General features: G+C 73.6%; 25 protein-coding genes. 12 read left to right on the forward strand and 13 right to left on the reverse strand.

Features of this window, described 5'->3' with window-relative positions:
- From ACR9E3_RS13450 to ACR9E3_RS13480, 7 genes are all read right to left on the reverse strand, one after another.
- Entirely contained in the window at positions 1 to 717 is a 717-nt protein-coding gene (locus ACR9E3_RS13450; RefSeq protein ID WP_460380782.1) for a class II aldolase/adducin family protein, read from the reverse strand.
- Positions 717 to 1,493 carry a 3-(cis-5,6-dihydroxycyclohexa-1,3-dien-1-yl)propanoate dehydrogenase gene (gene hcaB / locus ACR9E3_RS13455; protein WP_460380783.1) on the reverse strand — a complete coding sequence of 259 codons (777 nt, stop codon included), beginning with the start codon at positions 1,491 to 1,493 and terminating at the stop codon, positions 717 to 719. Before hcaB ends, ACR9E3_RS13450 begins: the two co-directional genes overlap by 1 nt.
- Positions 1,486 to 1,725, reverse strand: a complete 240-nt coding sequence (locus tag ACR9E3_RS13460; RefSeq protein WP_460380784.1) for a hypothetical protein — start codon at positions 1,723 to 1,725, stop codon at positions 1,486 to 1,488. Before ACR9E3_RS13460 ends, hcaB begins: the two co-directional genes overlap by 8 nt.
- Entirely contained in the window at positions 1,722 to 2,294 is a 573-nt protein-coding gene (locus tag ACR9E3_RS13465; RefSeq protein WP_460380785.1) for a 3-phenylpropionate/cinnamic acid dioxygenase subunit beta, read from the reverse strand. The genes ACR9E3_RS13460 and ACR9E3_RS13465 overlap by 4 nt, the downstream gene beginning before the upstream one ends.
- Positions 2,291 to 3,658, reverse strand: coding sequence for an aromatic ring-hydroxylating dioxygenase subunit alpha (locus ACR9E3_RS13470; RefSeq protein ID WP_460380786.1), 1,368 nt, complete (start codon positions 3,656 to 3,658; stop codon positions 2,291 to 2,293). The genes ACR9E3_RS13465 and ACR9E3_RS13470 overlap by 4 nt, the downstream gene beginning before the upstream one ends.
- Before the next feature lie 79 nt (positions 3,659 to 3,737).
- Positions 3,738 to 4,520 carry an IclR family transcriptional regulator gene (locus ACR9E3_RS13475; protein ID WP_460380787.1) on the reverse strand — a complete coding sequence of 261 codons (783 nt, stop codon included), beginning with the start codon at positions 4,518 to 4,520 and terminating at the stop codon, positions 3,738 to 3,740.
- Between the two features lie 95 nt (positions 4,521 to 4,615).
- The gene (locus tag ACR9E3_RS13480) at positions 4,616 to 6,001 is read right to left on the reverse strand and encodes an SLC13 family permease (RefSeq protein ID WP_460380788.1); all 1,386 of its coding nucleotides are present in this window, start codon (positions 5,999 to 6,001) and stop codon (positions 4,616 to 4,618) included.
- 71 nt (positions 6,002 to 6,072) lie between these two features.
- Between ACR9E3_RS13480 and ACR9E3_RS13485 the strand changes: the two genes are divergently transcribed.
- Positions 6,073 to 7,749, forward strand: a complete 1,677-nt coding sequence (locus ACR9E3_RS13485; RefSeq protein ID WP_460380789.1) for a thiamine pyrophosphate-binding protein — start codon at positions 6,073 to 6,075, stop codon at positions 7,747 to 7,749.
- Positions 7,750 to 7,931: 182 nt separating this feature from the next.
- Here the strand turns inward: ACR9E3_RS13485 and ACR9E3_RS13490 are convergent, their stop codons facing one another.
- The gene (locus tag ACR9E3_RS13490; RefSeq protein WP_460380790.1) at positions 7,932 to 8,609 is read right to left on the reverse strand and encodes a TetR/AcrR family transcriptional regulator; all 678 of its coding nucleotides are present in this window, start codon (positions 8,607 to 8,609) and stop codon (positions 7,932 to 7,934) included.
- Positions 8,610 to 8,666: 57 nt separating this feature from the next.
- Between ACR9E3_RS13490 and ACR9E3_RS13495 the strand changes: the two genes are divergently transcribed.
- The 5 genes from ACR9E3_RS13495 to ACR9E3_RS13515 all read left to right on the forward strand — a co-directional run bounded on the left by ACR9E3_RS13495 (position 8,667) and on the right by ACR9E3_RS13515 (position 12,670).
- Positions 8,667 to 9,404 (forward strand): DUF998 domain-containing protein, encoded by a 738-nt coding sequence (locus ACR9E3_RS13495; protein WP_460380791.1) that lies wholly within the window; start codon positions 8,667 to 8,669, stop codon positions 9,402 to 9,404.
- A gap of 87 nt (positions 9,405 to 9,491) precedes the next feature.
- Positions 9,492 to 9,845 carry a hypothetical protein gene (locus ACR9E3_RS13500; protein WP_460380792.1) on the forward strand — a complete coding sequence of 118 codons (354 nt, stop codon included), beginning with the start codon at positions 9,492 to 9,494 and terminating at the stop codon, positions 9,843 to 9,845.
- Positions 9,842 to 11,053 carry a sensor histidine kinase gene (locus ACR9E3_RS13505; protein ID WP_460380793.1) on the forward strand — a complete coding sequence of 404 codons (1,212 nt, stop codon included), beginning with the start codon at positions 9,842 to 9,844 and terminating at the stop codon, positions 11,051 to 11,053. Before ACR9E3_RS13500 ends, ACR9E3_RS13505 begins: the two co-directional genes overlap by 4 nt.
- Complete coding sequence (locus ACR9E3_RS13510) at positions 11,050 to 11,706, forward strand: response regulator (protein ID WP_460380794.1); 657 nt, start codon at positions 11,050 to 11,052, stop codon at positions 11,704 to 11,706. The genes ACR9E3_RS13505 and ACR9E3_RS13510 overlap by 4 nt, the downstream gene beginning before the upstream one ends.
- A gap of 103 nt (positions 11,707 to 11,809) precedes the next feature.
- Entirely contained in the window at positions 11,810 to 12,670 is an 861-nt protein-coding gene (locus ACR9E3_RS13515; RefSeq protein ID WP_460380795.1) for an MBL fold metallo-hydrolase, read from the forward strand.
- A 1-nt stretch (position 12,671) separates the two neighbouring features.
- Here ACR9E3_RS13515 and ACR9E3_RS13520 read toward each other — a convergent pair whose 3' ends face one another.
- The 4 genes from ACR9E3_RS13520 to ACR9E3_RS13535 are packed head-to-tail and all read right to left on the reverse strand — an operon-like array spanning position 12,672 to position 16,234.
- Positions 12,672 to 13,001, reverse strand: coding sequence for a hypothetical protein (locus tag ACR9E3_RS13520; protein ID WP_460380796.1), 330 nt, complete (start codon positions 12,999 to 13,001; stop codon positions 12,672 to 12,674).
- On the reverse strand, positions 12,998 to 13,939 hold the full coding sequence (locus tag ACR9E3_RS13525; RefSeq protein ID WP_460380797.1) for a zinc metalloprotease: 942 nt from the start codon (positions 13,937 to 13,939) through the stop codon (positions 12,998 to 13,000). Before ACR9E3_RS13525 ends, ACR9E3_RS13520 begins: the two co-directional genes overlap by 4 nt.
- Positions 13,848 to 14,702, reverse strand: a complete 855-nt coding sequence (locus ACR9E3_RS13530) for a copper chaperone (protein ID WP_460380798.1) — start codon at positions 14,700 to 14,702, stop codon at positions 13,848 to 13,850. Before ACR9E3_RS13530 ends, ACR9E3_RS13525 begins: the two co-directional genes overlap by 92 nt.
- Positions 14,699 to 16,234: a tyrosinase family protein gene (locus ACR9E3_RS13535; RefSeq protein ID WP_460380799.1), complete on the reverse strand. Its 1,536-nt coding sequence runs from the start codon at positions 16,232 to 16,234 to the stop codon at positions 14,699 to 14,701. Before ACR9E3_RS13535 ends, ACR9E3_RS13530 begins: the two co-directional genes overlap by 4 nt.
- A gap of 185 nt (positions 16,235 to 16,419) precedes the next feature.
- On the opposite strand from ACR9E3_RS13535, the gene ppk2 reads away from it, so the two are divergent.
- The 3 genes from ppk2 to ACR9E3_RS13550 all read left to right on the forward strand — a co-directional run bounded on the left by ppk2 (position 16,420) and on the right by ACR9E3_RS13550 (position 18,831).
- Positions 16,420 to 17,367 (forward strand): polyphosphate kinase 2, encoded by a 948-nt coding sequence (gene ppk2, locus ACR9E3_RS13540; protein ID WP_460380800.1) that lies wholly within the window; start codon positions 16,420 to 16,422, stop codon positions 17,365 to 17,367.
- Between the two features lie 54 nt (positions 17,368 to 17,421).
- On the forward strand, positions 17,422 to 18,270 hold the full coding sequence (locus tag ACR9E3_RS13545; RefSeq protein WP_460380801.1) for an SAM-dependent methyltransferase: 849 nt from the start codon (positions 17,422 to 17,424) through the stop codon (positions 18,268 to 18,270).
- Between the two features lie 126 nt (positions 18,271 to 18,396).
- Positions 18,397 to 18,831, forward strand: coding sequence for a YybH family protein (locus ACR9E3_RS13550; RefSeq protein ID WP_460380802.1), 435 nt, complete (start codon positions 18,397 to 18,399; stop codon positions 18,829 to 18,831).
- Between the two features lie 70 nt (positions 18,832 to 18,901).
- On the opposite strand, the gene ACR9E3_RS13555 is transcribed toward ACR9E3_RS13550, so the two are convergent.
- Positions 18,902 to 19,345 (reverse strand): SRPBCC family protein, encoded by a 444-nt coding sequence (locus ACR9E3_RS13555; RefSeq protein ID WP_460380803.1) that lies wholly within the window; start codon positions 19,343 to 19,345, stop codon positions 18,902 to 18,904.
- Between the two features lie 38 nt (positions 19,346 to 19,383).
- On the opposite strand from ACR9E3_RS13555, the gene ACR9E3_RS13560 reads away from it, so the two are divergent.
- From ACR9E3_RS13560 to ACR9E3_RS13570, 3 genes are all read left to right on the forward strand, one after another.
- A complete protein-coding gene (locus ACR9E3_RS13560; RefSeq protein ID WP_460380804.1) occupies positions 19,384 to 20,619 on the forward strand; it encodes a cytochrome P450 in 1,236 nt (411 codons plus the stop codon).
- 10 nt (positions 20,620 to 20,629) lie between these two features.
- Positions 20,630 to 21,847 (forward strand): cupin domain-containing protein, encoded by a 1,218-nt coding sequence (locus tag ACR9E3_RS13565; protein ID WP_460380805.1) that lies wholly within the window; start codon positions 20,630 to 20,632, stop codon positions 21,845 to 21,847.
- Positions 21,848 to 21,958: 111 nt separating this feature from the next.
- Entirely contained in the window at positions 21,959 to 22,696 is a 738-nt protein-coding gene (locus ACR9E3_RS13570) for a DUF3159 domain-containing protein (protein WP_460380806.1), read from the forward strand.
- Positions 22,697 to 22,721 lie beyond the last annotated feature (25 nt).

Below are 22,721 nucleotides of genomic sequence, written 5' to 3' on the forward strand. Positions count from 1 at the left end.
TCACATATGCGTGGGGAGGGCGGCCACCTCGTGGCGCCAGGCGGTGTCGTGGGTGAAGCCGGCGCCGAGGTCGGGGAGCTCCGCGAGGTCCTCGGGGGGCAGGTCGCGCGGCGTGCCGCCGGCCTGGGCGACCGCGAGCGCCATCGCGGCGAGGGTGTCGACGCTGCGGGCCCGCAGCACCGCCTCAGGAACCGAGGCCCCGGTCGCCGTCAGCCCGTGCCCGCGCAGGAGCACGACCGGGCGGTCGCCCAGCGACGCGACCATCTCCGCGGCCAGCGCGCGGGTACGGACGAGCACGGCGCGCGGGTGCACCGGCACCCCGCCGGCGGCCAGGTGCGCGCCGGGGATGTCGAAGGCGCCGACGATCGGGCGGATCGCGAGGCCCGCGAGGTCGGCGGCGACGGTCGACGGCGGGTGGGCGTGCACCACGGCCGCCACGTCGGGGCGGGCTCGCAGCACCTCGGTGTGCAGCGGGAGCTCGGCCGGCACGGCCCACCCGCCGGCCGGGCCGTCGGCGAACTCACCGTCCAGGGTCACGAGCCGCACGTCGCGGGGCTCGGTGAACGCGAGCCCCCGCTCCTCGGGGCCCCGGCAGCGCACCAGGCAGGTCCCGTCGTCGACCCGCAGGCTGACGTGGCCGAGATAGCCCGGCGCGAGCCCGCGGTGGGCGAGGACACGGCAGGCGGTGGCGATCAGAGCCCGCGGGTCGTCGGGCATCAGCCCTTCACCCCGATCCCGCCGTCGGGGTGGCTGACCTCCCCGGTGATCCCCCGCGCACGCTCGCTCGCGAGGTAGACGTAGCTCCAGGCGTGGTCGGCGCCGTCGAGCGCGACCTGCAGCGGTGTGCGCGCGGCGAGCGCGGCGGCGCGGTCCGGGCCGTCCAGGCGCTCCCGGTCGAGCCCGAGGCTGGCCGCGCCCCGCAGGTCGGTGTGCAGCGTCCCGCCGGGGGCGACGGCGTTGACGCGCACCTCGGGCGCGAGCTCATGGGCGAGGCTGGTGACGAGGCCGCGCACCGCGAACTTCGACGACACGTAGAGCACCCCGCCGCGGCCCGGGTGGTGGGCGGACGTCGACGTCGTCAGCACGACCGAGCCCCGGTGCGCACGCAGCTGGGGCAGCGCGGCCTTGACGCCGTGCAGGTGGCTCTTGACGTTGACGGCGAACATCTCGGCGAACGCGTCGTCGATGACGTCGGCGTCGAGGTCGCCGAGACCGCGGTAGAAGTCGAAGATCCCGACGCAGCTGACGAAGAGGTCCAGGCCGCCGAAGGCCTCGACCGTCGCCGCGACCGCGCGATCGTTGTCCTCGCGCGTCGTGGCGTCGCCGGTGACGACGGGGACGCCGACGCCTCGCAGCGCCTCGGCCTTGTCGGCGTCCTTCTCCAGCACCGCGACCCGCGCGCCCTCCGCCCGGAACGCGTCGACCACCGCGCGCCCGATGCCCGACCCGGCGCCGACGACCAGCGCGCGCCGCCCGTCGAGCCAGTCAGTCATCGTCGTCGGTCAGCAACGGCCCGTACGGATTGCCGATCATCGCCGAGAACACGGCGTCGGACTGCCAGGTCAGCGCCTCGAGCTCGAGCGGGCACAGCGACACCCACTGCCCCGAGCGCGGCGACTCGATGAGCAGCCGCGCGCCGTTGCGCGTCGCCACCCGCCGCACGCGGACCTCGGCGAACTCGTTGGCCAGGGTGATGGGCTCCGGGTCGTCCTGTGCCGCGCTCACAGGAAGATCGCCAGGTTCTGGGTCCGCAGCACGGACTCGTCGAGGCTGACCGTGCGCGCGGCGAGCATCCAGTGCCCGACCGAGGCGACGCGGCGGGCGGGGTCGCGACGCAGCCGGTCCTCCCGGCCCGCCGAGATGATCGAGGGCTCGCGGACGTCGCCGCGGCTGCGGAAGAGCAGGACCGCGGACTCGACGATGACCTCGTCGTCGGTGTGGTCGAGGGCGAAGGTCCGCACGTTCGACACGTGGTGACGCAGCCGCGAGGGCGGGTCCTCGGTCCACGCGTGCTCGGTGGCGAAGCGGGCGACGCGCCGGGACAGCGAGTAGTGGTCCTCGTCGAAGTGGGACATGCCCGGCGCGGTGTCGAAGCCGGCGCCGCGGGCCGTCGTGACGCGCACCGGCGCGAGGTAGCGGACGTCGGCGGTGAGCAGCGAGAGCCAGGTGTCGTAGTCCTGGGTGTCGAGCAGCGCCGCCTCGTCGACGAGGAACTGGTGCGCCTCGAGGTGGCGGGCGTCGCCGAAGGGCAGGCAGCGGTTGATCGTGCGCGGCGTGGGGGCGAGCGTGCTCACGTCACACCTCCGAGGTCGACGGGACCCGGCGCGGGCGGCGGGGTCTCGAGGGCGTCGGCCCACGCCCGCAGCATGGCGCGCTGGTTGTACTCGCCGAAGCCGACGTAGGCGACGCCCGGCCCGGAGAAGTGGGCGAGCGGCGGCGAGACCGGCTTGTCGTCGGCGAGCAGGCCCATGCGGTTGTTGAGACGCAGCCGGCGGGCCATCGAGCCGGCCGCCGTCGAGGTGATCGAGACCCAGTTCTCCACGTCGTCCTGCTCGAACATCCCCGTCGACCCGAAGCACATGAGGTACGCCTTGTAGGAGAGCTCCTTGAACCGCTCCGGGGCGTTCCGGTCGACGGCGAACCACGAGAGCACCTCGGTCTCGTCGGCCGACACCGGCTGCCACTGGCGCAGCGAGATGAAGGGCACGACCTCGTCGTCCTCGCCGCCGGTGACCTTGGGCCAGTTGTGCACGAGGGAGAGGTTCGGGAACACCGAGGCCGCCGAGACCATGAAGCCGTCGTCGCCGACCATCCGCAGCTGCGCGTCGCTCCACGTCGCACGCATCCGCGTGATCATCTCGTCGGGGTAGCCGACGTAGCGCAGCCGCTCGTCGAGCGTGCCGGGCGGCAGCTTGTAGGTCGTCCCGCCGCCGGAGCCCGCCCAGTACAGGGCGCCCTCCTTGCGCTTGGAGGCCTTCGGCTCCCGGAACAGGCCGATCTCCACGACGCTCGAGTGCGTGTGCGGGGTGTGGTAGCTGTCGCCGGCGAAGTTCTCCGCGCCGATCTTCCAGTTCGCCTTCACGCGCCAGCGCTGCGGGCCGACGAGCTCGATGCCCTCGGGGCTCTGCTGCGTGTAGAGGTCGAGGTAGAACGCGAAGTCGCCGAGGTACTCGCGCAGTGGCGGCGCGTCCGGGTCGAGGCTGACGAAGACCAGGCCATTGTAGATGCCGAGCGACGGCGCGGGCAGCAGCGTCTGGCCCTTCCGCCGGAAGCCCTCCTCGCCGCCGTAGGCCTCGGTGTGGAACGGGAGCCCGACGAGCCGGCCGTCGTTCTTGTACGACCAGCCGTGGTACGGGCAGCGGAAGTGCGACGCGTTGCCCATCTCCGCGCGGCACACCTGCATCCCGCGGTGCAGGCACATGTTGAACATGGCCCGCACGACGCCGGACTCGTCGCGGCTGACGATGAACGAGTCCTCGACGACCCGGCGCACGACGTAGTCGCCGGGCCGGGGGATCTCCGACTCGTGGGCGACGAACACCCAGGAGCGCCCGAACACCCGCTCGCGTTCCAGAGCGAAGATCTCGTCGTCGTTGTAGATGTGCGCGGGCACCATCCCCCGCCGGACGTCCTCGAGGACCGCCGTCTGGTCACTCATCCCGACCTCTTCTCTGCTCAGCAGAGGGTCTTTCCTCTGAGGAGAGACTGACGGGCGCGGTCGGGCGCCGTCAAGGCGCTCAGAGCAGGAGGGTGTCGATCTCGCGCGCCGCCTCGCGGACGGCCTCGAGCATCGCCGACCACCGCGGCTCGGCGAGCCGCCCGGTCGGGCCCGAGGCGTTGATCGCGTGGCGCGGGGTCCGGGCGCCCGTGAGCGCGACGGCGATCGATCCGACGCCCTCCTCGCTCTCCTCGGCGCTGGTCGCGTAGCCGGCGGCGCGGATCGCGGCGAGCTCCGCCAGCAGCTCGGTGCGGGTGCCGATCGAGTGCGCCGTCATCCGCTCCAGCTCCTCGGACGGGAAGAGGGCGCACACCTCCTCGTCGTCGAGCGTCGCGAGCATGGCCTTGCCGTTCGACGTGCAGTGCGCCGGTACCGAGCGCCCGAGGCGGCCCCCGACCCGCAGCGCCCGGCTGCTCTCGATCGAGTCGATGAAGTGCACCTGGTCGCCCTCGAGCCGGCCCAGGTGCACGGTCTCCTCGAGCTCGACGTTGAGCTTCTCCAGCACCGGCCGCGCGCGGGTGCGGACGTCGAGGCGGCGCAGGATGCCGAGCGCCACGCCGTCGAGCGAGGGGCCGGGCACGTAGCTGCGCGTGGCGGCGTCCTGCCGCACGAACCCGCGGTACTGGAGCATCGCGAGCAGCCGGTGCGCGGTCGAGGTGGCGACCCCGAGGTAGGTGCTGACGTCGGTGAGCCGCAGCCGCGGGCGGTCGCCGAGCAGCAGGAGGACCTTGAGCGCGTTGTCCACCGAGTCGATCGGGTACTGCGGCGTCGGCCCGAACTCGGGCGCCGCGGCGCGGTCCATGCCCCGAGCCTACGGACTCTCTGCTGTGCAGAAGATCCCCCGTGTACGTGAGCGAACTTCCGGGCTATGGCCCGGAAGTTCGCTCACGTGGGGACTCACGACGCCGGGAGGATGAACGCCAGCCACGTGACCACCGGGGCGACGAGGATCAGCGTGAGGCCCCAGGCGAGCAGGGTGCGGAACACCTGGGGTCGCCCCTCCTCCGGCGCGTTCGCCAGCGTCAGCGCGCCCACCGAGGAGAAGGGCGTGGAGTCGACGACCGTCGCCGAGATCGCCAGCGCGACGATCACGCCGCCGGCGGCGATCTGCCCGCTCAGGAGGAACGGCGCCGCGAGCGGGATGAGCACCCCGAGCAGCCCCGCGCTCGAGGCGAAGGCGGACGTCGCCGCCCCGACCAGGCAGAGCAGGAACGCCACCAGCAGCGGCGTGCCCAGCGACGAGATGCCGTGCCCGACGACGTCGATCGTCCCGAAGCGCTGCAGCGCCGCGATGTAGGTGACGACGCCGCAGATCAGCAGCACCACGGTCCACACGATGCGCTTGTCGGCACCCGCGACGCGGTCGGGGAAGACCAGGTGCAGCAGGGCCGCCGCGCCCAGGGCGAGGAAACCGATCTCGGCGCCGAACACGAGCGCGCCGACGGCCACACCGATGATCACGATCAGGGTGATCCATTGGTCGATCCGCAGGGCCTCGCGCAGTGGGGCGTCGGCGACGGTCGCGGTGGCCGTCGTGACCGTCTCGGTGGGCCCGGCCGCCGTCGCCGTGCCGCCACCGCCCTCGGGCGCGGCGGGCGGGGTCGACGGCGCCGGCGCCGTCCCCGGCCCGGCACCGGTCACCGTCGCGCCGTCGACGGCGGGCTCGGCCCGGCCCTCGCGGATCAGGGCGGGGCCGCCGAAGAGCAGGTAGGCGACGGCGCCGAGCACGAGGTTGGCCGCGAGGTTGCCGAAGAACAGCTCGGCCGCCGAGAGGTCGAGGTGGGCGGCGCCCGCGGCCCGGTTCACGATCACCGCGAGGCCGTTGAGCGGCGAGAAGTTCCCGGCCGAGGACCCGTGGATGACCATGAGCGCCGACAGCCTGCGGTCGACGCCGTAGCGCTCGCCGATCCCCATGCACAGCGGCGCGAGCATCGCGACGCCCGCCGGGCCGAGCGCGCCGGCCATCGTCGGGATCGCGGCGAAGACGAAGAGCATCCACGGCACCAGCGCCGGGCGGTCGCCGAGCAGCCCGCAGGCCCGGTCGACCAGCCACTGCAGCGTGCCGTTCACGCTGGCCAGCCCGAAGAGGTAGGTCACGCCGACGAGCAGCACGAACAGGTCGGGCGGGAAGCCCGACAGCACGTCCTTGACGCTCTCGCCGGCCACGAGCGTTCCCACGAGGAACGTGGCGATCAGGGCGAGGACCCCGATGTTGACCGGGCGCAGCGTGCCGATGACGAAGATCAGCACGAGACCGATGATCCCGATGACGTGGATGGACACGGTGATCGCTCCCCGGATTCAGAGCAGAAACCTTCTCTGCGGTGAAGAAGAGTGTCTGGCAGGCTCGACCCGTGTCAACCGTCACAGCGAGCCCCCGCACCGGCGCCGACCTCGTCGTCGCCTGTCTCGCGGCCGAGGGCGTCGACCTCGTCGGCGGCGTCCCCGGCACGACGGTCATGGAGGTCATCGACGCGATCGCGCGGCGCGACGACGTCCGCTACCTGCACACCCGCCACGAGCAGGTCGCCGGGTTCCTCGCCGACGGCGCGTCCCGCGGCGGGCGGCTCGGGGCGGTGCTGGTGTCCCGCGGACCGGGCGCCGCGAACGCGGCCATCGCGGTGCAGAACGCCTACGACGAGTCGGTGCCGATGCTGCTGCTCGTGGGTCAGGTCGCCGACCGGATCGTCGAGCGCCGCGCCTTCGAGGAGGCCGACGTCGTCGCCACCTTCCGGCCGATGACGAAGTGGGCGGTCGAGGTGCGACGGGCCGACCGCATCCCCGAGCTGCTCCAGCGCGCGGTCCGCACCGCGGTCTCGGGACGGCCGGGTCCCGTGGTCGTGTCACTGCCGCTGGACGTCCTGCAGGACGCGGTCGGCGACGACGTCGTCCCGGCGCGGCGGTGGCGCCCCTTCCCGCCGGCGCCGGACCCGTCCGGGCTCGCCGAGGCCGCGGGGGTCCTCGCGGCGGCGGCGCGGCCGGTGGTGATCGTCGGCGGCGGCGCCGTGCACGCCCCGGACGACCTCACCGCGCTCGCCGACCGCGCCGGAGCGCCGCTGGTCACGACCTGGCTGCGGCAGGGCGCCGTCTCCCACGACCACCCGGCCTTCCTGGGCGCCCTCGGCTACGGCGTGCACGACGTCACCTGGCGGGCGGTCCAGGAGGCCGACGTCGTCGTCGCTCTCGGGTGCCGGTTCTCCGAGTTCTCGACGCGGCGCTGGACGCTGCTCCGCCCCGGCACCCGGCTGGTCCACGTCGACGTCGACCCCGTGGAGCTGGGCCGGGTGTACGTGCCGGACGTCGGCCTCGTGGCCGAAGCCGGGACGGCCGCCCGGGCGCTGGCGGCGGCGCTCCCGCCACCCGACGACGCGCGTCTGCGGCGCCGGACCGCGCTGCGGGCGGAGTACGAGAAGGCCTCGGCGCCCGACTCCCCCGTCCTCGACGACGACGAGCCCCGCGGCCTGGTGTCGAGCCGCGCGGCGATCGCGGCGCTCACCCCGCTCGCCGCCCGCGGCGACGTGCTGCTGGTGCAGGACGCGCCGAGCTTCGGGCCGTGGACCCACCGCTACCTGCGGCTCCCCCGGCCCGACCGGTTCGCCGGGTCGGCGGGCGGGGCGATGGGTTGGGGGTTCCCGGCCGCGATGGGCCTCGCGCTCGCCCGCCCGGAGCTGCGCCCGGTGTGCGTCAGCGGCGACGGCAGCTTCTGGATGGTGGCCCAGGACCTCGAGACCTGCGTCCGTGAGGGCCTCGGCGTCGTCACCGTCGTCATGAACAACAACGCCTACGGCAACACCCGCGACCGCCAGCGCCTGGCCCACGACGGCCGCTATCTCGGGGTGTTCTACGGCAACGCCGACCTCGCCGCGTTCGCGCGCTCGCTCGGGGCGTTCGGGGTGCGGGTCGAGCGCGACGAGGACCTCGCACCCGCCCTGGACGCGGCGCTCGCGCAGGACGGGCCGGCCGTCGTCGACGTCGTCCAGCACCCGATGTACGGCCTGCCCCCGGGCCTCGAGCCCCCGGCCGCGCGATGAGGCGGCGCACCGCGGAGCGGACCGTCGGAGGTCGCTCTCGCGAGATGTCAGGAGCCCCGAACACAGCATGATCGCTCCAGGTGCTCCCCTGACCCGATGTCATCGGGTCAGAGGAGCACCCAGAGCGATCTTCCTTCGGCGTGGCCCGCCAGCACGGTCCGCGGCCCGCCGGTCGTCGCCGACTACGTCCTCGGTGGGTGCGCGGCGAGGAACACGTCGACGGCGTGGTCCGCACGCCGCGCCGCCGCGGCGTCGTCGAGGGCCGGCGCGTCGGGGTGGAACATGCCCTCGTCGAGCACCCGACCGACGAGCAGGAACGCGAGATCGTCGGCGGCCGCCGCGGGATCACCCACCGGCAGCAGGCCCCGCCGGTCGAGCTCCGCGAGGTGCCCCGCGAGCGCCGCCAGCACCCGCGACGGCGTCCGCGCGTAGTACGTCGCCGCGAGCTCCGGGAACCGCGCGGCCTCGCTGATCACCAGCCGCCGCAGCGCCAGCACCTGCGGGTGCCCGACGGCGGCCAGGTAGCGCCGCGCGATCGCCCGCACGGCCTGCTCGAGGTTCCCGGCCGCCGAGACCGCGGCGAACGCCGCGTCCAGCTCCTCGACGAACGCCTCGGCGGTGGCGGACACCCCGAGCACGATCTCGGTGAAGAGCGTCTGCTTGTCGGCGAACTGGTTGTAGACGGTCTGCTTGGAGACGGCCGCCGCCGCGGCGATCTGCTCGGTGCTCGTCGCCTGGTAGCCCTGGCGCAGGAACAGGGCGGTCGCGGCCTGCACGATCGCCGCCCGCTTGGGCACCCGCGCCGGACCGGCCGGTGGGCCCGGGGCGACCCGGACGAGCAGCCCCTCGGCATCGGTCACGGCCACCTCCCGGTCGATACTGGACCGGACAGTACCGAGAGCAGTACCGTTCGGTCCATGAGTACCGGGCAGTCCACTCCCGCCACCGGACCGTCCGGGAGCCCGCTCGTCGGCCGCGGCGACGCCGACCGCACCGCGGCGATCACCCGCTCGCTGCTCGGCTACGGGCTGCTCGCCGGCCCCTTCTACGTCGTCATCGGGCTGGTCCAGGCCTTCACCCGCGACGGCTTCGACCTCACCCGCCACGACCTGAGCCTCCTGGCGAACGGGTCCCTCGGCTGGATCCAGATCGCGAACCTCGTGCTGACCGGCCTCATGGTGATCGCCGCCGCGGTGGGCATGCGCCGGGCGATGCGGGTCCTGCGTGACGGCCGCGGCAGCGTCTGGGGTCCCCGCCTGGTCGCGGGCTTCGGCGTCGGCATGGTGGGCGCGGGCGCGTTCGTCGCCGACCCGATGAACGGCTTCCCGCCGGGCACCCCCGACGGCCCGGCGACGACGGTCACCGCGAGCGGGATCGGACACCTCGTGTTCGGGGGCCTCGGCTTCCTGGCCCTGATCGTGGCGTGCTTCGTGATCGCCCGCGGCTACGCCGAGCGGGGCCGCACCGCCATGGCCTGGTTCTCCCGCGTCACCGGCGTGCTGTTCCTCGTCGCCTTCGCCGGACTCGCGAGCGGCAGCGCCACCCCGACGGTGGTGCTCGGCTTCTGGGTCGCGCTGATCGTCGCGTGGACGTGGCTCGCGCTCGTCTCGCTCGACCTCTACCGGCGCACCCCGCTGCTGACGCCGGCGGTCTGACCCGCCCGTCTCCACCCACGGTCGGAGACGGGATCTCCGCCCGTGCTCCGACGCGGCGGGCGCCGGTGCGGGAGCATCGTTCCCGCCATGACCACGGTCGACGCGATCCACGCCCACCCCGCCCTCCCCCGCCCGGCCCGCACGACCGCCGAGATCGTCTACGACGTCGGCACCGTCCTCGCCCTGGCGGTCGGCGGGCTCGTCGTCCCGCTCGTCGGGTGGGTCGTCGGCGTGGCGCTGCTGTGGAACGGGCCCCGCTGGAACCTCGCGTGGCGCTGGCTCGGCACGCTCGCCTGGCCGCTCTCCGTGGCGCTCACGCTCGGGATCGCGATGCCGCTGCACGGCGAGGGAACGCTGTGGATCGGTGCGGCCGTCGGCGTCGTCGCCCTGGTCGCCTCGCACGTCGCCCTGGCGGTCGCGGCGGCCGGGGACCGCCGATGACGTCCGGCGAGCCCCGCACCCTCCTCGACCGGTTCCTCGACTCCACCCGCGCCCGGCCGATCGCGACCGACACGGCGCTGGCGGTGCTGGTCGCACTGCTGGGGGTGCTGGAGGCCCGCAGCACCCACAACGTCCGCGCCCTGCAGGACGAGAGCACCGTCGCCGTCCTCGTGACCTGCGTGCCCATCGTCCTGCGCCGCCGCTACCCGCTGCCGGCGGCGATCGTCACCGCGGTCCTCGCCGCGGCGTCCGTCCTGATCGTCAACGGCGTCGGCATCGAGCTCCCGGCCCTGGTCATGGCCTACTCGGTCATCGTCCACGGGCCCCGTTGGATCGGGCCGGTCGCCGCCGCGGTGCTGGCGCTGGGCGCGATGCTGCCGTTCTTCAGCGCCGTCGTGCTCGGCGGCGGCGAGGTTCCCGGGGGCGCGCTGCTCGCCGGTGTCGTGATCGCCGCGCTCGTCGCCCTGTGCACCTGGCTCGCCGGGGCCCTGCGCCGGGCCCAGCGCCGCGCGGGCGAGCAGACACGCGAGCGTGCCCGGCTGCTCGAGGAGGGCCGCCGCCGGGAGGTCCGCCTCGAGCTCCTCGCCGAGCGGGCGCGGATCTCGCGGGAGGTGCACGACATCGTCGGGCACTCCCTGTCCGGGATCATCGCCCAGGCCGACGGCGGCCGCTTCGCCGGCGAGCGCGATCCCCGACAGGCCCTCCCGGTCCTGGAGGGCATCGCGGCCAGCGGGCGCGAGGCCCTCGGCGACATCCGCGGGCTGCTCGGCACCCTCCGCGACACCCCGGACGAGGGCGCCGACGGACCCGCGCCCGGCGTCGACGACGTGGCGGCGCTGGTCGAACAGGTCCGGGCAGGCGGGCTCCCGGTCGCGGTGACCGTCACCGGCACGCCCCGCCCCCTGCCCGGTGGCGCGGGCGTCACCGTCTACCGCGCCGTCCAGGAGGCCCTGACCAACGTGATCAAGCACGCCGGGCCCGGCACGACCACCCGGGTGGCGCTGGCGTGGGGCGACGACGAGCTGCGCCTCGAGGTCGACGACGACGGCCCGTCCCGTCCCGCCCGGGTCCGCCCGCCCGAGGGCGGCTTCGGCCTCGTCGGGATGCGCGAGCGCGCGGCGCTGCAGGGCGGCCGGGCCGCGGCGGGACCCCGACCGGACGGCGGCTTCGCCGTCCGTGTCGATCTTCCCTACGCTCCGGCGGCATGACCGGCGACCCCACCCGGCTGCTCGTGGTCGACGACCAGCAGATGGTCCGCGCCGGCTTCGCCATGGTGCTCGACACCCCCGACGACCTCACCGTCGTCGCCCAGGCCGGCAGCGGCGAGGACGCCTTGGCGGCGCTCGCCACCACGCCGGTCGACGTGATGCTCGTGGACGTGCGGATGCCGGGCCTCGACGGCATCGAGACCACCCGGCGGGCGATCACCACCCACCCCGACCTGCGGGTCCTGGTGCTCACCACCTTCGACCTCGACGAGTCGGTCCGCGGCGCGATCGCCGCCGGGGCCAGCGGGTTCCTGCTCAAGGACGTCGGGCCCGAGGCACTGGTCGACGCCGTGCGCACCGTGCGCCGTGGCGACGCCGTCATCGACCCCGTCTCCACACGACGGCTGCTGCGGCAGGCCGCGCCGCTGCTCGGCACGGCCCCCGCCGGGGCCGGGATCGACGCCCTCACGCCGCGCGAGCGCGAGGTCCTCGAGCTCATGGGGCGCGGCTACACCAACGCCGAGATCGCCGCCGAGCACGTGGTCTCCGAGGCGACCGTGAAGACCCACGTCGGGCACGTCCTCGCCAAGACCGGCTCCCGCGATCGCGTCCAGGCCGTCGCCCTCGCCTTCCGCACCGGCCTCGTCAGCTGAGGTCGGTGTCCCGCTCCGCCGGACACGGGCCTGGACCGGCCCGCCCGGGCTGGGATCGTCTCGTCCCGGACGGGGGGCGTCCGACCGGAAGGTGGAGCCCGCCGTGCCCGACTACTCGATCCGCCCCCTGTGCTTCTCGCACGTCGACCTGCCGCGCGAGTTCTTCGGCGGGGTCCCGATCCACAGCGGCGAGGGGGTGTCCGCCTCGCCGATGATCTACGTCCTCGTCTCCGGGCAGGACGACGACGGCACGGTCCACCACTACCTCGTCGACGCGGGCTTCCACGCCGACAAGTGGATCCACCGGTTCGGCTTCTACGACTGGGAGCCGCCCGAGACCGTCCTGGCCAAGGTCGGGGTGGCGCCGGAGCAGATCGAGAAGGTCTTCCTGACCCACATGCACTTCGACCACGCCAACAACGTCGGCGCGTTCGTCAACGCCGAGGTCTACGTGCAGTGGGACGAGTACCAGGGCTGGCTGAAGGCCCTCGCCCTCCCCGACCTCTACACCCCGCTGGGCGAGGAGAGCTGGATCACCTCGTCGTTCGACCGCGACGACGCCCGGGTCTTCGGCGAGCTCGCCCGCGACCACCGGCTGCTCTTCGTCGGCGACGGCGACGAGCTCGCGCCCGGCATCCGCGGCCACCTCTCGAAGGACGGGCACACCTTCGGCACCCAGTGGGTCTCGGTCGACACCTCCGGCGGGCACTACGTCGTCGCCGGCGACGCCGTCATGTGGTACTCGAACGTCGAGGAGATGTGGCCGAGCGGCTACACCAACGGCAACACGTACTCGATGCTCATGACCTACGGCGCGATCCACCAGTACCTCGGCGGGGACATCGACCGGATCGTGCCGGGCCACGACACCCTCGTGTTCGACCGGCACCCCAGCTGGAAGGTCGGCCCCAACGAGGTCGCCGAGGTGCACGTCGCCGAGTGGGACACGTCGCGGCGTCCGTGACCTAGCGACGCGGGTCGCGGAACGTCAGCGCCTCCGGCGTCGCCGACACCACCTCCAGCGCCCGGCGGCCGCCGCCCGCCGCCGTCGTGTCGACGACGAGCCGGTCCCCGTCCTCCAGCGCCCACCGGCCCGGGACGCTGCCCGGCCGGTCGTCGGCGCCCGGGCCGAGGTCGGCGGCCGAGCCGTCGGGCCGGAGGTCGAACCCCGCCCGCCCGCGAGAGGGCGGGAAGGCACCGTCCGCCGGCCGGTAGACCATGACCTGCCCGGTGTCCTCCTCGTGCGCGTGCAGCCACCGGCCGACGAGACGGTCGGGCGTGATCGGCGCGCTCATGCAGGAGAGGGTGCCGCCGCGTCCCGGAAGCTGCTGCGCGGGCCGGCGAGGGTGGCGTTCATCCGCTCGGACTGTCCCGCGGTGAACATGAACATCGCCACGTCGTCGGTGTAGTCCATGTAGTTCATGAACATGTCGCCGTTCGGGCCGTTGCCGCACGAGACGTGCGGGAAGGAGGGCGTCCCGTAGTTGGGCAGCTGCGCCTTCGGGGTGTCGGCGACGAAATCGGTGCCGCTGCAGTTGTTCTCGTCGCCCCAGATGTGCCGCAGATTGAGCCAGTGTCCGATCTCGTGGGTCGCGGTGCGGCCCCGGTCGTATTCCGGCGTCAGCGACCCGATCGTCCCGAACGCCGTGTAGAGGATGACGACGCCGTCGGTCTCGGCCGGCATTCCCGGGAACTGCGCGTAGCCGAGCAGTCCGCCGGCGAGATTGCACACCCACAGATTCAGGTAGCGGTCGCTGGGCCACGCCGTGCTGCCGCCGGTCTCGTCGAACTTCACGGGGTTGTCCACGTCGCGGAACGAGGTGCGGTCGGTGTGCACGCGGACGATGCCGTCCGTCGCCGCTCCCGACGGGTCCTTCGTCGCGAGCTCGAACTCGATCCTCGTGTCGGCGGCGAGGTCGGCCCAGACGTCGGGCACGAGCTTCGCGTCGGGGTTCTTCCGGCGGTAGTCCAGGTTCAGCGACTCGATCTGGCTCGCGACCTGCTTGTCGGAGATGTCCTGCTCGTCGGTGGCCGCCACGACGTGGACCACGACGGGGATCGTGACGACCTCCTGGGCGACGCGGGCCGCCCGGCCGCTCTCGATCGCCCGTCCGATCTCGGTGTAGACCTCCGCTCGGCGCTCACGGAGCTCCGGATTCTGCTCGAGGAGCATCTGGTGCATGCTCACGGTCGAGCACATGTTGCGGCGGGGTCGGTTGGTCGGTGTGGTCATGACCGGGTCCTGTCTGCGTGAGGAAGACGAGCGGTACGGACCGGCGCCCGCGGAGACGCCGGGTGAGGCCGAGGGCTCGGCGCGGGAACCGGAGGCACCAGTGCGGCGGCTCCGGGCGCTCGAGGCGCTCGGCGGCGATCCAGCAGGTGGCCGCCGCCATCGCGGCGACCTGCCCCTGCGGCGCCAGCATCGGCAGGAGCATGACGGCCCAGCACGCACCGACGCACCAGAGCGCGTGGCCGGTGCCGAAGGCCAGGACGTCCCGGTCGGCCGCCGGGCCGAAGGCGGCGAGCCGGGGGTGGTGGTGCAGGCGGGTCAGGCAGCGCCCCTTGGCCGGCGAGCACTGCCAGACCGCGGCGGCGAGCAGCACGGTGGTCACACCGGCTGCCGTGGTCACGAGCTGCGCCGCCGCCATGAGCGCGGCGCCCGCCGCGATCCACACCACGCCCCAGCCGAGCAGGAAGACCGCCACGGCCCGGGACCGGCGCCGGGCCAGGCTGCGGTCGAGGACGTGGCGCAGCGGCCGGACGAGCAGCGGCAGCATCATGGCGCCGACCATCAGCACGGCGCCGGAGAGCAGGGCGGAGAGCCCCACCCCGGTGGTCGGCGCCATCGGCATCGCCATGTCCGTCCCGTCGTGGGACGGCGCGGGATACCCGCCGTGACCCCCGCCGACGGCGACGACCAGCAGCAGCCACGCGGCCCCGCTGACGACGAGGAGCGGGACCCGGACCCGGAGGCGTCCCCGGGCGGCCGGGGTCATCGGCCCTGGCGGTAGAGGCCGACGCGGCCGATGGTGATGTCGGCGTCCTCGGGCACCGGGGTGACCGGCACGATCCGCACCTCGAGGTCGTCGACGTCGAACGCGTCGTCGAGGTGCAGCGCGTCCACGATCCTCGTGATCTCGAGGACGATGTCGAGCCCGCTCCCCGCGTGCTCGCCGGCGGGATCGCTCGCGGCGCTCACCCCGAACAGCGACACCCCGCCGGCCAGGCGGTCGTGACGCTCGGTGTGGTCGTCGTCGGCGCGCAGGCCGACGAAGACGCGCAGCAGTGTCGCGTCGCTGACCCCGCGGACGTTCTCGAGGTCCAGGAACACGCGGTCCGGCGCGGCGTCCCGCGCGGCACGCTCGAGGCTGCGGGAGACCTTGCGGCGCGCCGACGAGTCGAGGCGGACCGACGTGCGCGCCTCGTCGCCGACGACCCGCACCGCCTCCCGGTTCGCGCCGATCAGCTCCACGTCCCCGCCCGCCACGGCCTCTCCTCCCCCGGCGGCCGCCGCCGTCGGCCCGTCGGCACCCAGCCGCTCCAGTCGCACCACCGGGCTCGGCGGGGGCGCCTCACCCGGGGTGAGGTCGTCGTACTCGTAGCCCAGGGGCTTGAGCTCGCGCATGTCGGCGGGCGTGTACGTGAGGGTCTTCCCGGCCGGCAGGGGGAGCACGAACGCCCGCTCGCCGGTGACCGTCGGCCCCCCAAGCCATCGCGCGTTCGACGGGTCGAGGTGCGAGACCGTGGTGTCCCGCAGCCAGGACTCCCAGAGACGGTCGATGTTGGCGTGGTGCAGCCAGAAGATCGGGTCGAGCCCCGCGGTGTCCGGGCGGCTCATCACACCCTGGTCGGTCTGGGACCGCGCGCCGCCGACCATGCCGTGCACGCTGTCGTGCGGCTCGGACTCGATCCGCCCGTGGGTCGGGCCGCCGTGCAGGAACCCCGTGTCGATCCCGCCGAACCCCGTGCTCCCGCCGCCCCCGACGCTCGTGAAGACGGGCTCGCCGAGCGCGTCCAGGTTCGTGAAGTCCGTCAGGACACGGACGTCACCGTCGCCGGAGGGCCCGTAGCGCTGCCGCACGAACAGCGGGTTGTCGCCCGTGCCGTCCGGCCAGTCCGGCGAGCCGAACGCCGGCGGCAGGACGTCCTGGCCCGCCCTGAAGTAGTTCCAGTACGGCAGCGCCCAGTCCTCCGGGCCGCCCAGCCCGACGACGGCGTCGCGGACCACGGCCTCGAACGCGAGCAGATAGCCGCGGTGCCACGGCAGGAAGTACCAGCTGCCGTGCTGGCACTGCTGCCAGAACTCCTGCTGCACCGACGCGTCCGGAATGGCGTCCGAGGAGCTCAGCGCTCCGAGGCGTCGCCATTGCGTCCCGGTGATGCCGTGGATCGCGGCGTAGAAACGCCAGCCGGTCGGCTCGTCGAGAGGCCGGGCTTTCATCGCCCGGACGCCGCGTGCGTACCAGAGAATCGGATCGGCCCACTCGTCACCGAGTTCGTGCACGTTCCGGCGTGTCGTCGTCGCCATGGTTCCCCCCACTCGGACGTGATCTGAGCCACAGAGTGCACCCGCAGTGAGATCGAACCAATGGCGAGAGCGATTCCTTCACCTCGATAGAGCAGCGAAATACGCACACCTACGACGAATCACTTACTCCCGGTCAGCTGCCCGCCGTTCACCCGCACGCCATCCGACCCGGCGACGATGCGCCGATGACCCGCGACACCGACGGCCCCGACGATGTGATCGACCTCGACGGGGTGTCCGTGGAGGACCACGGCGACGACGACCCGCAGCTGCTGGGCGCCGACGGCCTCCCGGTGGACACGTGGCGGCAGGGCTACCCGTACACCGAGCGCCTCTCGCGCGTGGACTACGAGGAGCAGAAGCGCCTGCTCCAGATCGAGCTGCTGAAGTTCCAGAGCTGGGTCAAGGAGTCCGGCAACAAGGTCGTCGTGCTGTTCGAGGGCCGCGACGCGGCGGGCAAGGGCGGCACGATCAAGCGGTTCATGGAGCACCTCAACCCGCGCGGGGCGCGGGTGGTCGCCCTCGAGAAGCCCACCGAGCGCGAGCGCACCCAGTGGTACTTCCAGCGCTACATGGAGCACCTGCCCGCGGCCGGTGAGATCGTCCTGTTCGACCGGAGCTGGTACAACCGCGCCGGCGTCGAGCGCGTCATGGGCTACACCGAGGCGCGCGACTACATGGAGTTCATGCGGGCGGCGCCGGACCTCGAGCGGATGCTCGTGCGCAGCGGCATCAGCCTCGTCAAGTTCTGGTTCTCGGTGTCGCGCGACGAGCAGCGCACCCGCTTCCTCATCCGCCAGGTCGACCCGGTGCGGCGCTGGAAGCTCAGCCCGACCGACCTCGCGTCCCTGGGCCGGTGGGACGAGTACACCGCGGCGAAGGAGGCGATGTTCTTCTACACCGACACCGCCGACGCGCCGTGGACGGTGGTCAAGAGCAACGACAAGAAGCGCGCCCGCCTCGAGGCCATGCGCTCGGTGCTCTCCCGGTTCGACTACCCCGAGAAGGACCACGACGTCGTCGGCACCCCCGATCCGCACGTCGTCGGGCCCGCGGCCTCGCTGTTCGAGCACGGGGAGAACGCCGACGCGCCCCCGCCCCCGGCGATGCGCCCGCCGCGGGCGTCGGGCTGACGCGCCGGCCCGCCTACGATCGGGGGAGCCGGCGCGAGCGAGGGAGGCGGCAGGGTGACCGCGCGATCCGACGACGGTGACGTCCCGACCGGCGCTCCCTGGGCGGAGCCGGAACGGGCGCTGGAGGCGGGGATCGACTTCGACCGCGCCAACGCCGCCCGCATCTACGACTACCTGCTCGGCGGGGCGTGCAACTTCGCGGTCGACCGCGAGCAGGCCGCGAAGATCCTCACCCAGAACCCGGACATGGGCTACGTGTGCCGCGCCAACCGCGACTTCCTGCGCCGGGCCGTCGAGTGGTGCCTCGCGCAGGGCATCACGCAGTTCCTCGACCTGGGCTCCGGGGTGCCGACGGTCGGGAACATCCACGAGGTCGCCCTGTCCCACGGCGCCGACGCCCGGGTCGCCTACGTCGACTTCGAGCCCGTCGCCGTCGCCCACGCGCGCGAGATGATCGAGGGCTTCGAGCACGTCAGCGTCACCCGTGCCGACATGCGCGACCCGGAGGCCGTGCTGGACGCGCCCGGGATCCGCGACCTGATCGACACGAGCCGCCCGGCGGCCCTGCTCACGGTCGCGGTGCTGCACTTCGTCCCGGATCCCGAGCTGCCGTCGATCCTCGCCCGCTACCGCGAGGCGCTGGCCCCCGGCAGCGTCCACGTCATGACCCACGGCAGCGCCGACCACGACGACCCCGAGCTGGCAGCGAGCACGCGGGCCATCCAGGACGGCTACCGCGGCAGCGCGACCGAGGTCGTGCTGCGCAGCCGCCCGCAGATCCACGAGCTCCTGGGCGGCCACGACCTCGTCCCGCCCGGCATGGTCGACATCGTCGACTGGCCCACGCCGGCCCCCGGCGCCCGGCCGACCGGCGGCTACGCCGCGATCGCCACGCTGCCCTGAGCCGCGCTGCCCTGAGCCACGCTGCCTGAGCCGCGGCGCCGGGATCGTCCGGCCACGGATGTACGGGTCCGGCCCGCGGGCCCGGCGGTACGTTCCGGGTCGGGTTGCTCGACCAGGGGGGTCGCCGTGGACACCGAACCGTCGCTGCAGGACATGATCGAGCGGACCGCGGCCGAGTCCGCACGCTTCGTCTCCGGCGACCCGGACGGGATGGTCGCGCTGCTGTCGCCCGCCGACGACGTGTCGATCTTCGGTGGCTTCGGGGCCGGGGTGGTCGGACACGACGAGATGGTGCGCCGGCTCGGGTGGGCCGCGGCGCGGTTCGCCGGGGGTGACATCACCTACGAGCTGATGACCTCGGGATCCAGCGGCGACCTCGGGTACGCGGTCGGCATCGAGCGCGGGCACGTCACGCTCGCCGGCCACGACGAGCCCGAGGAGCTCGCGCTGCGCGTCACCCACGTCTTCCGGCGTGAGCAGGGCGTCTGGCGGATCGTGCACCGGCACGCGGACCCGGTCGTGGCGGTGACCCCGCCCGAGGGCGTGCTCGCGGACTCCTAGACCACAGGCGTTCCCGTCGTGGTGGAGATCAGGAGCGCACAGCGCACTCGTGATCACCGCGGAACGCGGCTCAGCAGCCCTCGGCCAGCGCGGCCAGCCGGTCCAGGGACGCCTGCAGCTTCTCGGGCGTCGTGGCCCGGGCCCGCGCGAACCGGCCCTCGTCGGTGAGGTGCGTCCAGTCGTAGGTGTGCGTCACCGCGGTGCGGCCCGGCCCGAGGGGCTCGAGCTCCCAGCGCCAGAGGTGCCCGGGCGGCGGCGACCCGGCCTCCGACGGGCGCCACGCGAGCAGCCGACCCTCGGCGAACTCCACGACGTGGTTCTCGCGCAGCCCGCCGTTGGTCAGCAGCATCGTGAACGTGTCGCCGACGGCGCCGACCCGCTGGCCCGGCGCGGCCTCGGCCAGGTTCTCGTTGCCGTCCCACAGGGGCTGGCGGGCCGGGTCGGCGATCAGCTCGAAGATCGCGTCCGGGGCGGCGTCGACCTCCCGGCGTGCCGTGACGACCTTCTCGCTCATGGGTTCCTCCTCGGTCGGCGAGTTGCCACGATCGCAGGGTGAGCGACGTCGACGTCTTCGACCCGGCGGTGTTCGCGCGCGGCGTCCCGCACGAGGCGCTGCGGCGGCTGCGCGACGAGGAGCCGGTGGCGTGGCAGGACGAGCACGCGGTCGGTGAGTGGCCGGCGGGGCCCGGGTTCTGGGCCGTCACCCGCTACGACGACGTCCGCTCCGTGCTGCGCACGCCCGAGGTGTTCAGCTCCTCGCTGGGCGCGACGCAGATCCGCGACCCCGAGCCCGGCGACCTCCCGTTCATCCGGCGGATGATCCTCAACATGGACCCGCCCGAGCACGGGCGGCTCCGGAAGCTGGTCACCGCGGCGTTCACCCGCCGCCGGCTCGAGCGCTTCGCCGACGACGTCGCGGCCCGCGCGCGCCGCCTGATCGACGAGGTGGCGGGCGACGGCCGCTGCGACCTGCCGTCCCAGGTCACCGACGACTTCCCGCTGACCAACCTCGCCGAGCTCATGGGCGTCCCGGAGTCCGATCGCGGCCTGCTGCTCGCCTGGACCAACCGCGTGATCGGCTACCAGGACCCCGAGCACGCCGACGTCGTCCGCGACGAGCACGGCAAGCCCGTGAACCCGCGGTCGCCGGCGATGCTCGCCGAGATGTTCGCGTACGCGGGCGAGCTCGCCGACCACAAGCGCCGCCACCCGGCCGACGACGTCATGACCGCCCTGGTCGAGGCCCGGGTCGACGGGGAATCCCTCGACGACACCGAGCTGCAGATGTTCTTCTTCCTGCTCACGATCGCGGGCAACGACACGGTGCGCTCGGCGCTGCCGGGCGGGGTGCTGGCGCTGGTGCAGCACCCCGAGCAGTACCGCCGTGTCCGGACGGAGCCGGAGCTCCTCCCGACCGCGATCGAGGAGATGCTGCGCTGGCACCCGCCGGTGCTCACCTTCCGCCGCACCGCCGCGCGGGACACCACCCTCGGCGGGGCCGAGATCGCCGCCGGCGACAAGGTCGTCGTCTACTACGTCTCGGCCCACTACGACGAGCGGCACTTCGCGGACCCGTTCCGCTTCGACGTCACCCGCGACCCGTGCGACCACCTCGCGTTCGGGCAGGGTCCGCACCTCTGCCTCGGCGCCCACTTCGCCCGCCTGCAGCTGCGGGCGTTCTTCACGGCGTTCGTCGGGGCGCTCCCGGAGGTGGGCCTCGACGGGGAGCCCCGCCGGCTCACCTCGAACTTCATCCACGGCGTCACGCGCCTACCCCTGCGCTGGTGAGGAGACGGACATGCCCTTCTACCGACGGGTCGGGGACGTCCCGGAGAAACGGCACACCCAGCACCGTGCCCCCTCGGGCGCCCTCTACGCCGAGGAGCTCATGGGCGAGGACGGCTTCAGCTCCGACTCGTCGCTGCTCTACCACGTCGCGATCCCCTCGGCGGTGGTCGACGCGACGCCGTGGACACCGGGCGACCTGACCACCTCGATGAACCAGCCGCTGCTCCCGCGCCACCTCGCCCTGCACGAGCTGTTCCCGGGCCAGGAGTGGAAGTCCGCGGACCCCGTGACGAGCCGGCGCCTCGTGCTCGGCAACGCCGACGTCCGCATCTCCTACGTCGTCGCGGGCGAGACCTCGCCGCTCTACCGCAACGCCGTCGGCGACGAGTGCGTCTACGTCGAGGCCGGCGAGGGCCGGGTCGAGACGGTGTTCGGCACGCTGGCGGTGACCGCCGGCGACTACGTCGTGCTCCCCCGCTCGACGACGCACCGCTGGCTGCCGTCGGGCGACGCGCCCCTGCGCTGCTACGTGATCGAGGCGAACTCGCACGTCCGGCCGCCGGCGCGGTACCTCTCGCGGTACGGGCAGTTCCTCGAGCACGCTCCGTACTGCGAGCGCGACCTGCACGGACCCGACGACCCGGTGGTGGTCGAGGAGGCCGACGTCGAGGTCCTGGTCAAGCACCGCGACGCGCGGGGCGGGATCGCCGGCACCCGCTACGTCGTGCCCACGCACCCGTTCGACGTCGTCGGGTGGGACGGTTGCCTGTACCCGTACACGTTCAACGTCGCCGACTTCGAGCCGATCACCGGGCGGGTGCACCAGCCCCCGCCCGTGCACCAGGTGTTCGAGGCCGCGAACCTCGTGATCTGCAACTTCGTGCCACGCAAGGTCGACTACCACCCGCTCGCGGTGCCGGTGCCCTACTACCACGCGAACGTCGACTCCGACGAGGTCATGTTCTACTGCGGCGGCGACTACGAGGCCCGCAAGGGCTCGGGCATCGGGCTCGGCTCGGTCAGCCTGCACCCGGGCGGGCACTCCCACGGCCCGCAGCCGGGAGCCACCGAGCGGGCGCTCGGCGCGGAGCGTTTCGACGAGCTCGCGGTCATGGTCGACACCTTCCGCCCGCTCGAGCTGGGCGAGGGCGGGCTCGCCGCCGACGACGGGCGCTACGCGTGGACGTGGGCGGGCCGGGGACCCGACGGACCGCTCGGACCGCCCTGATCGTCCGGTCGCTCCTGCGGTGACGGCGGTCACGTCGGCCTTGAGCATGCCGCCACGGCACACCTTTCGCTGGTCGCAGCTCACCTGCCGACCACGAAGGAGCCGGAACCGATGGGACACGACCTCTGCCAGGACGCTCGCCGGACCGCCTGCCCCTCCCCCGACGGTGCCGACGTCACCCGGCCCGTGGCGGTCCCGGCTGCGCCGATCGACCAGATCGCCGCCACCGAGCGGATACCGGCGCCCCGGCCGACCGTGCTCGACCAGCTCGGCGGGAAGTGGGGCTTCTTCTGGTCGAACGTGCCGGTCGCAGCGTTCGCCGTGGCCAACGCGGTCGCCGGCCTGACGCTCGCGATCGCGGTCTCCGTCGGCGCGGCGGTGCTCATCACGGTCATCCGGCTGCTGCGTGGCGAGGCCTTCTCGACCGCGATCGGCGGGGTGCTCGCCGTCGCCGTCGCCAGCGGCATCGCCGCGTGGGTCGGGTCGGCATCGGGCTTCTTCCTCGTGGGCATCTGGGCGGCACTGGCCGGGACGGTCGTCACCCTCGGCTCGGTGCTGATCCGGCGCCCGATCACCGGCGTGGTCTGGAACCTCGTCCACGGCCGGCGGCACGCGTGGCGCGACGACCGCCCGACCCGGCGCGCCCACGACGTCGCTACCCTCGCCGCGGCCGCGGTGTTCGCCGCCCGCTTCGTCGTGACCCAGTGGCTCTACCTCGCCGACGCCACCGGCTGGCTGGCGGTCGCCAAGATCGCCATGGGCCTGCCGCTGACCGTGCTCGCCGGCCTCGTCGTCTTCTGGGCGTTCCGCCGCAGCACGCAGCGGCTCGTCACCGGGACCGGGCGATGACGGCCCCGCCCGCCCACCCGGGCGG

This window comes from Actinomycetospora sp. C-140, assembly GCF_054796175.1.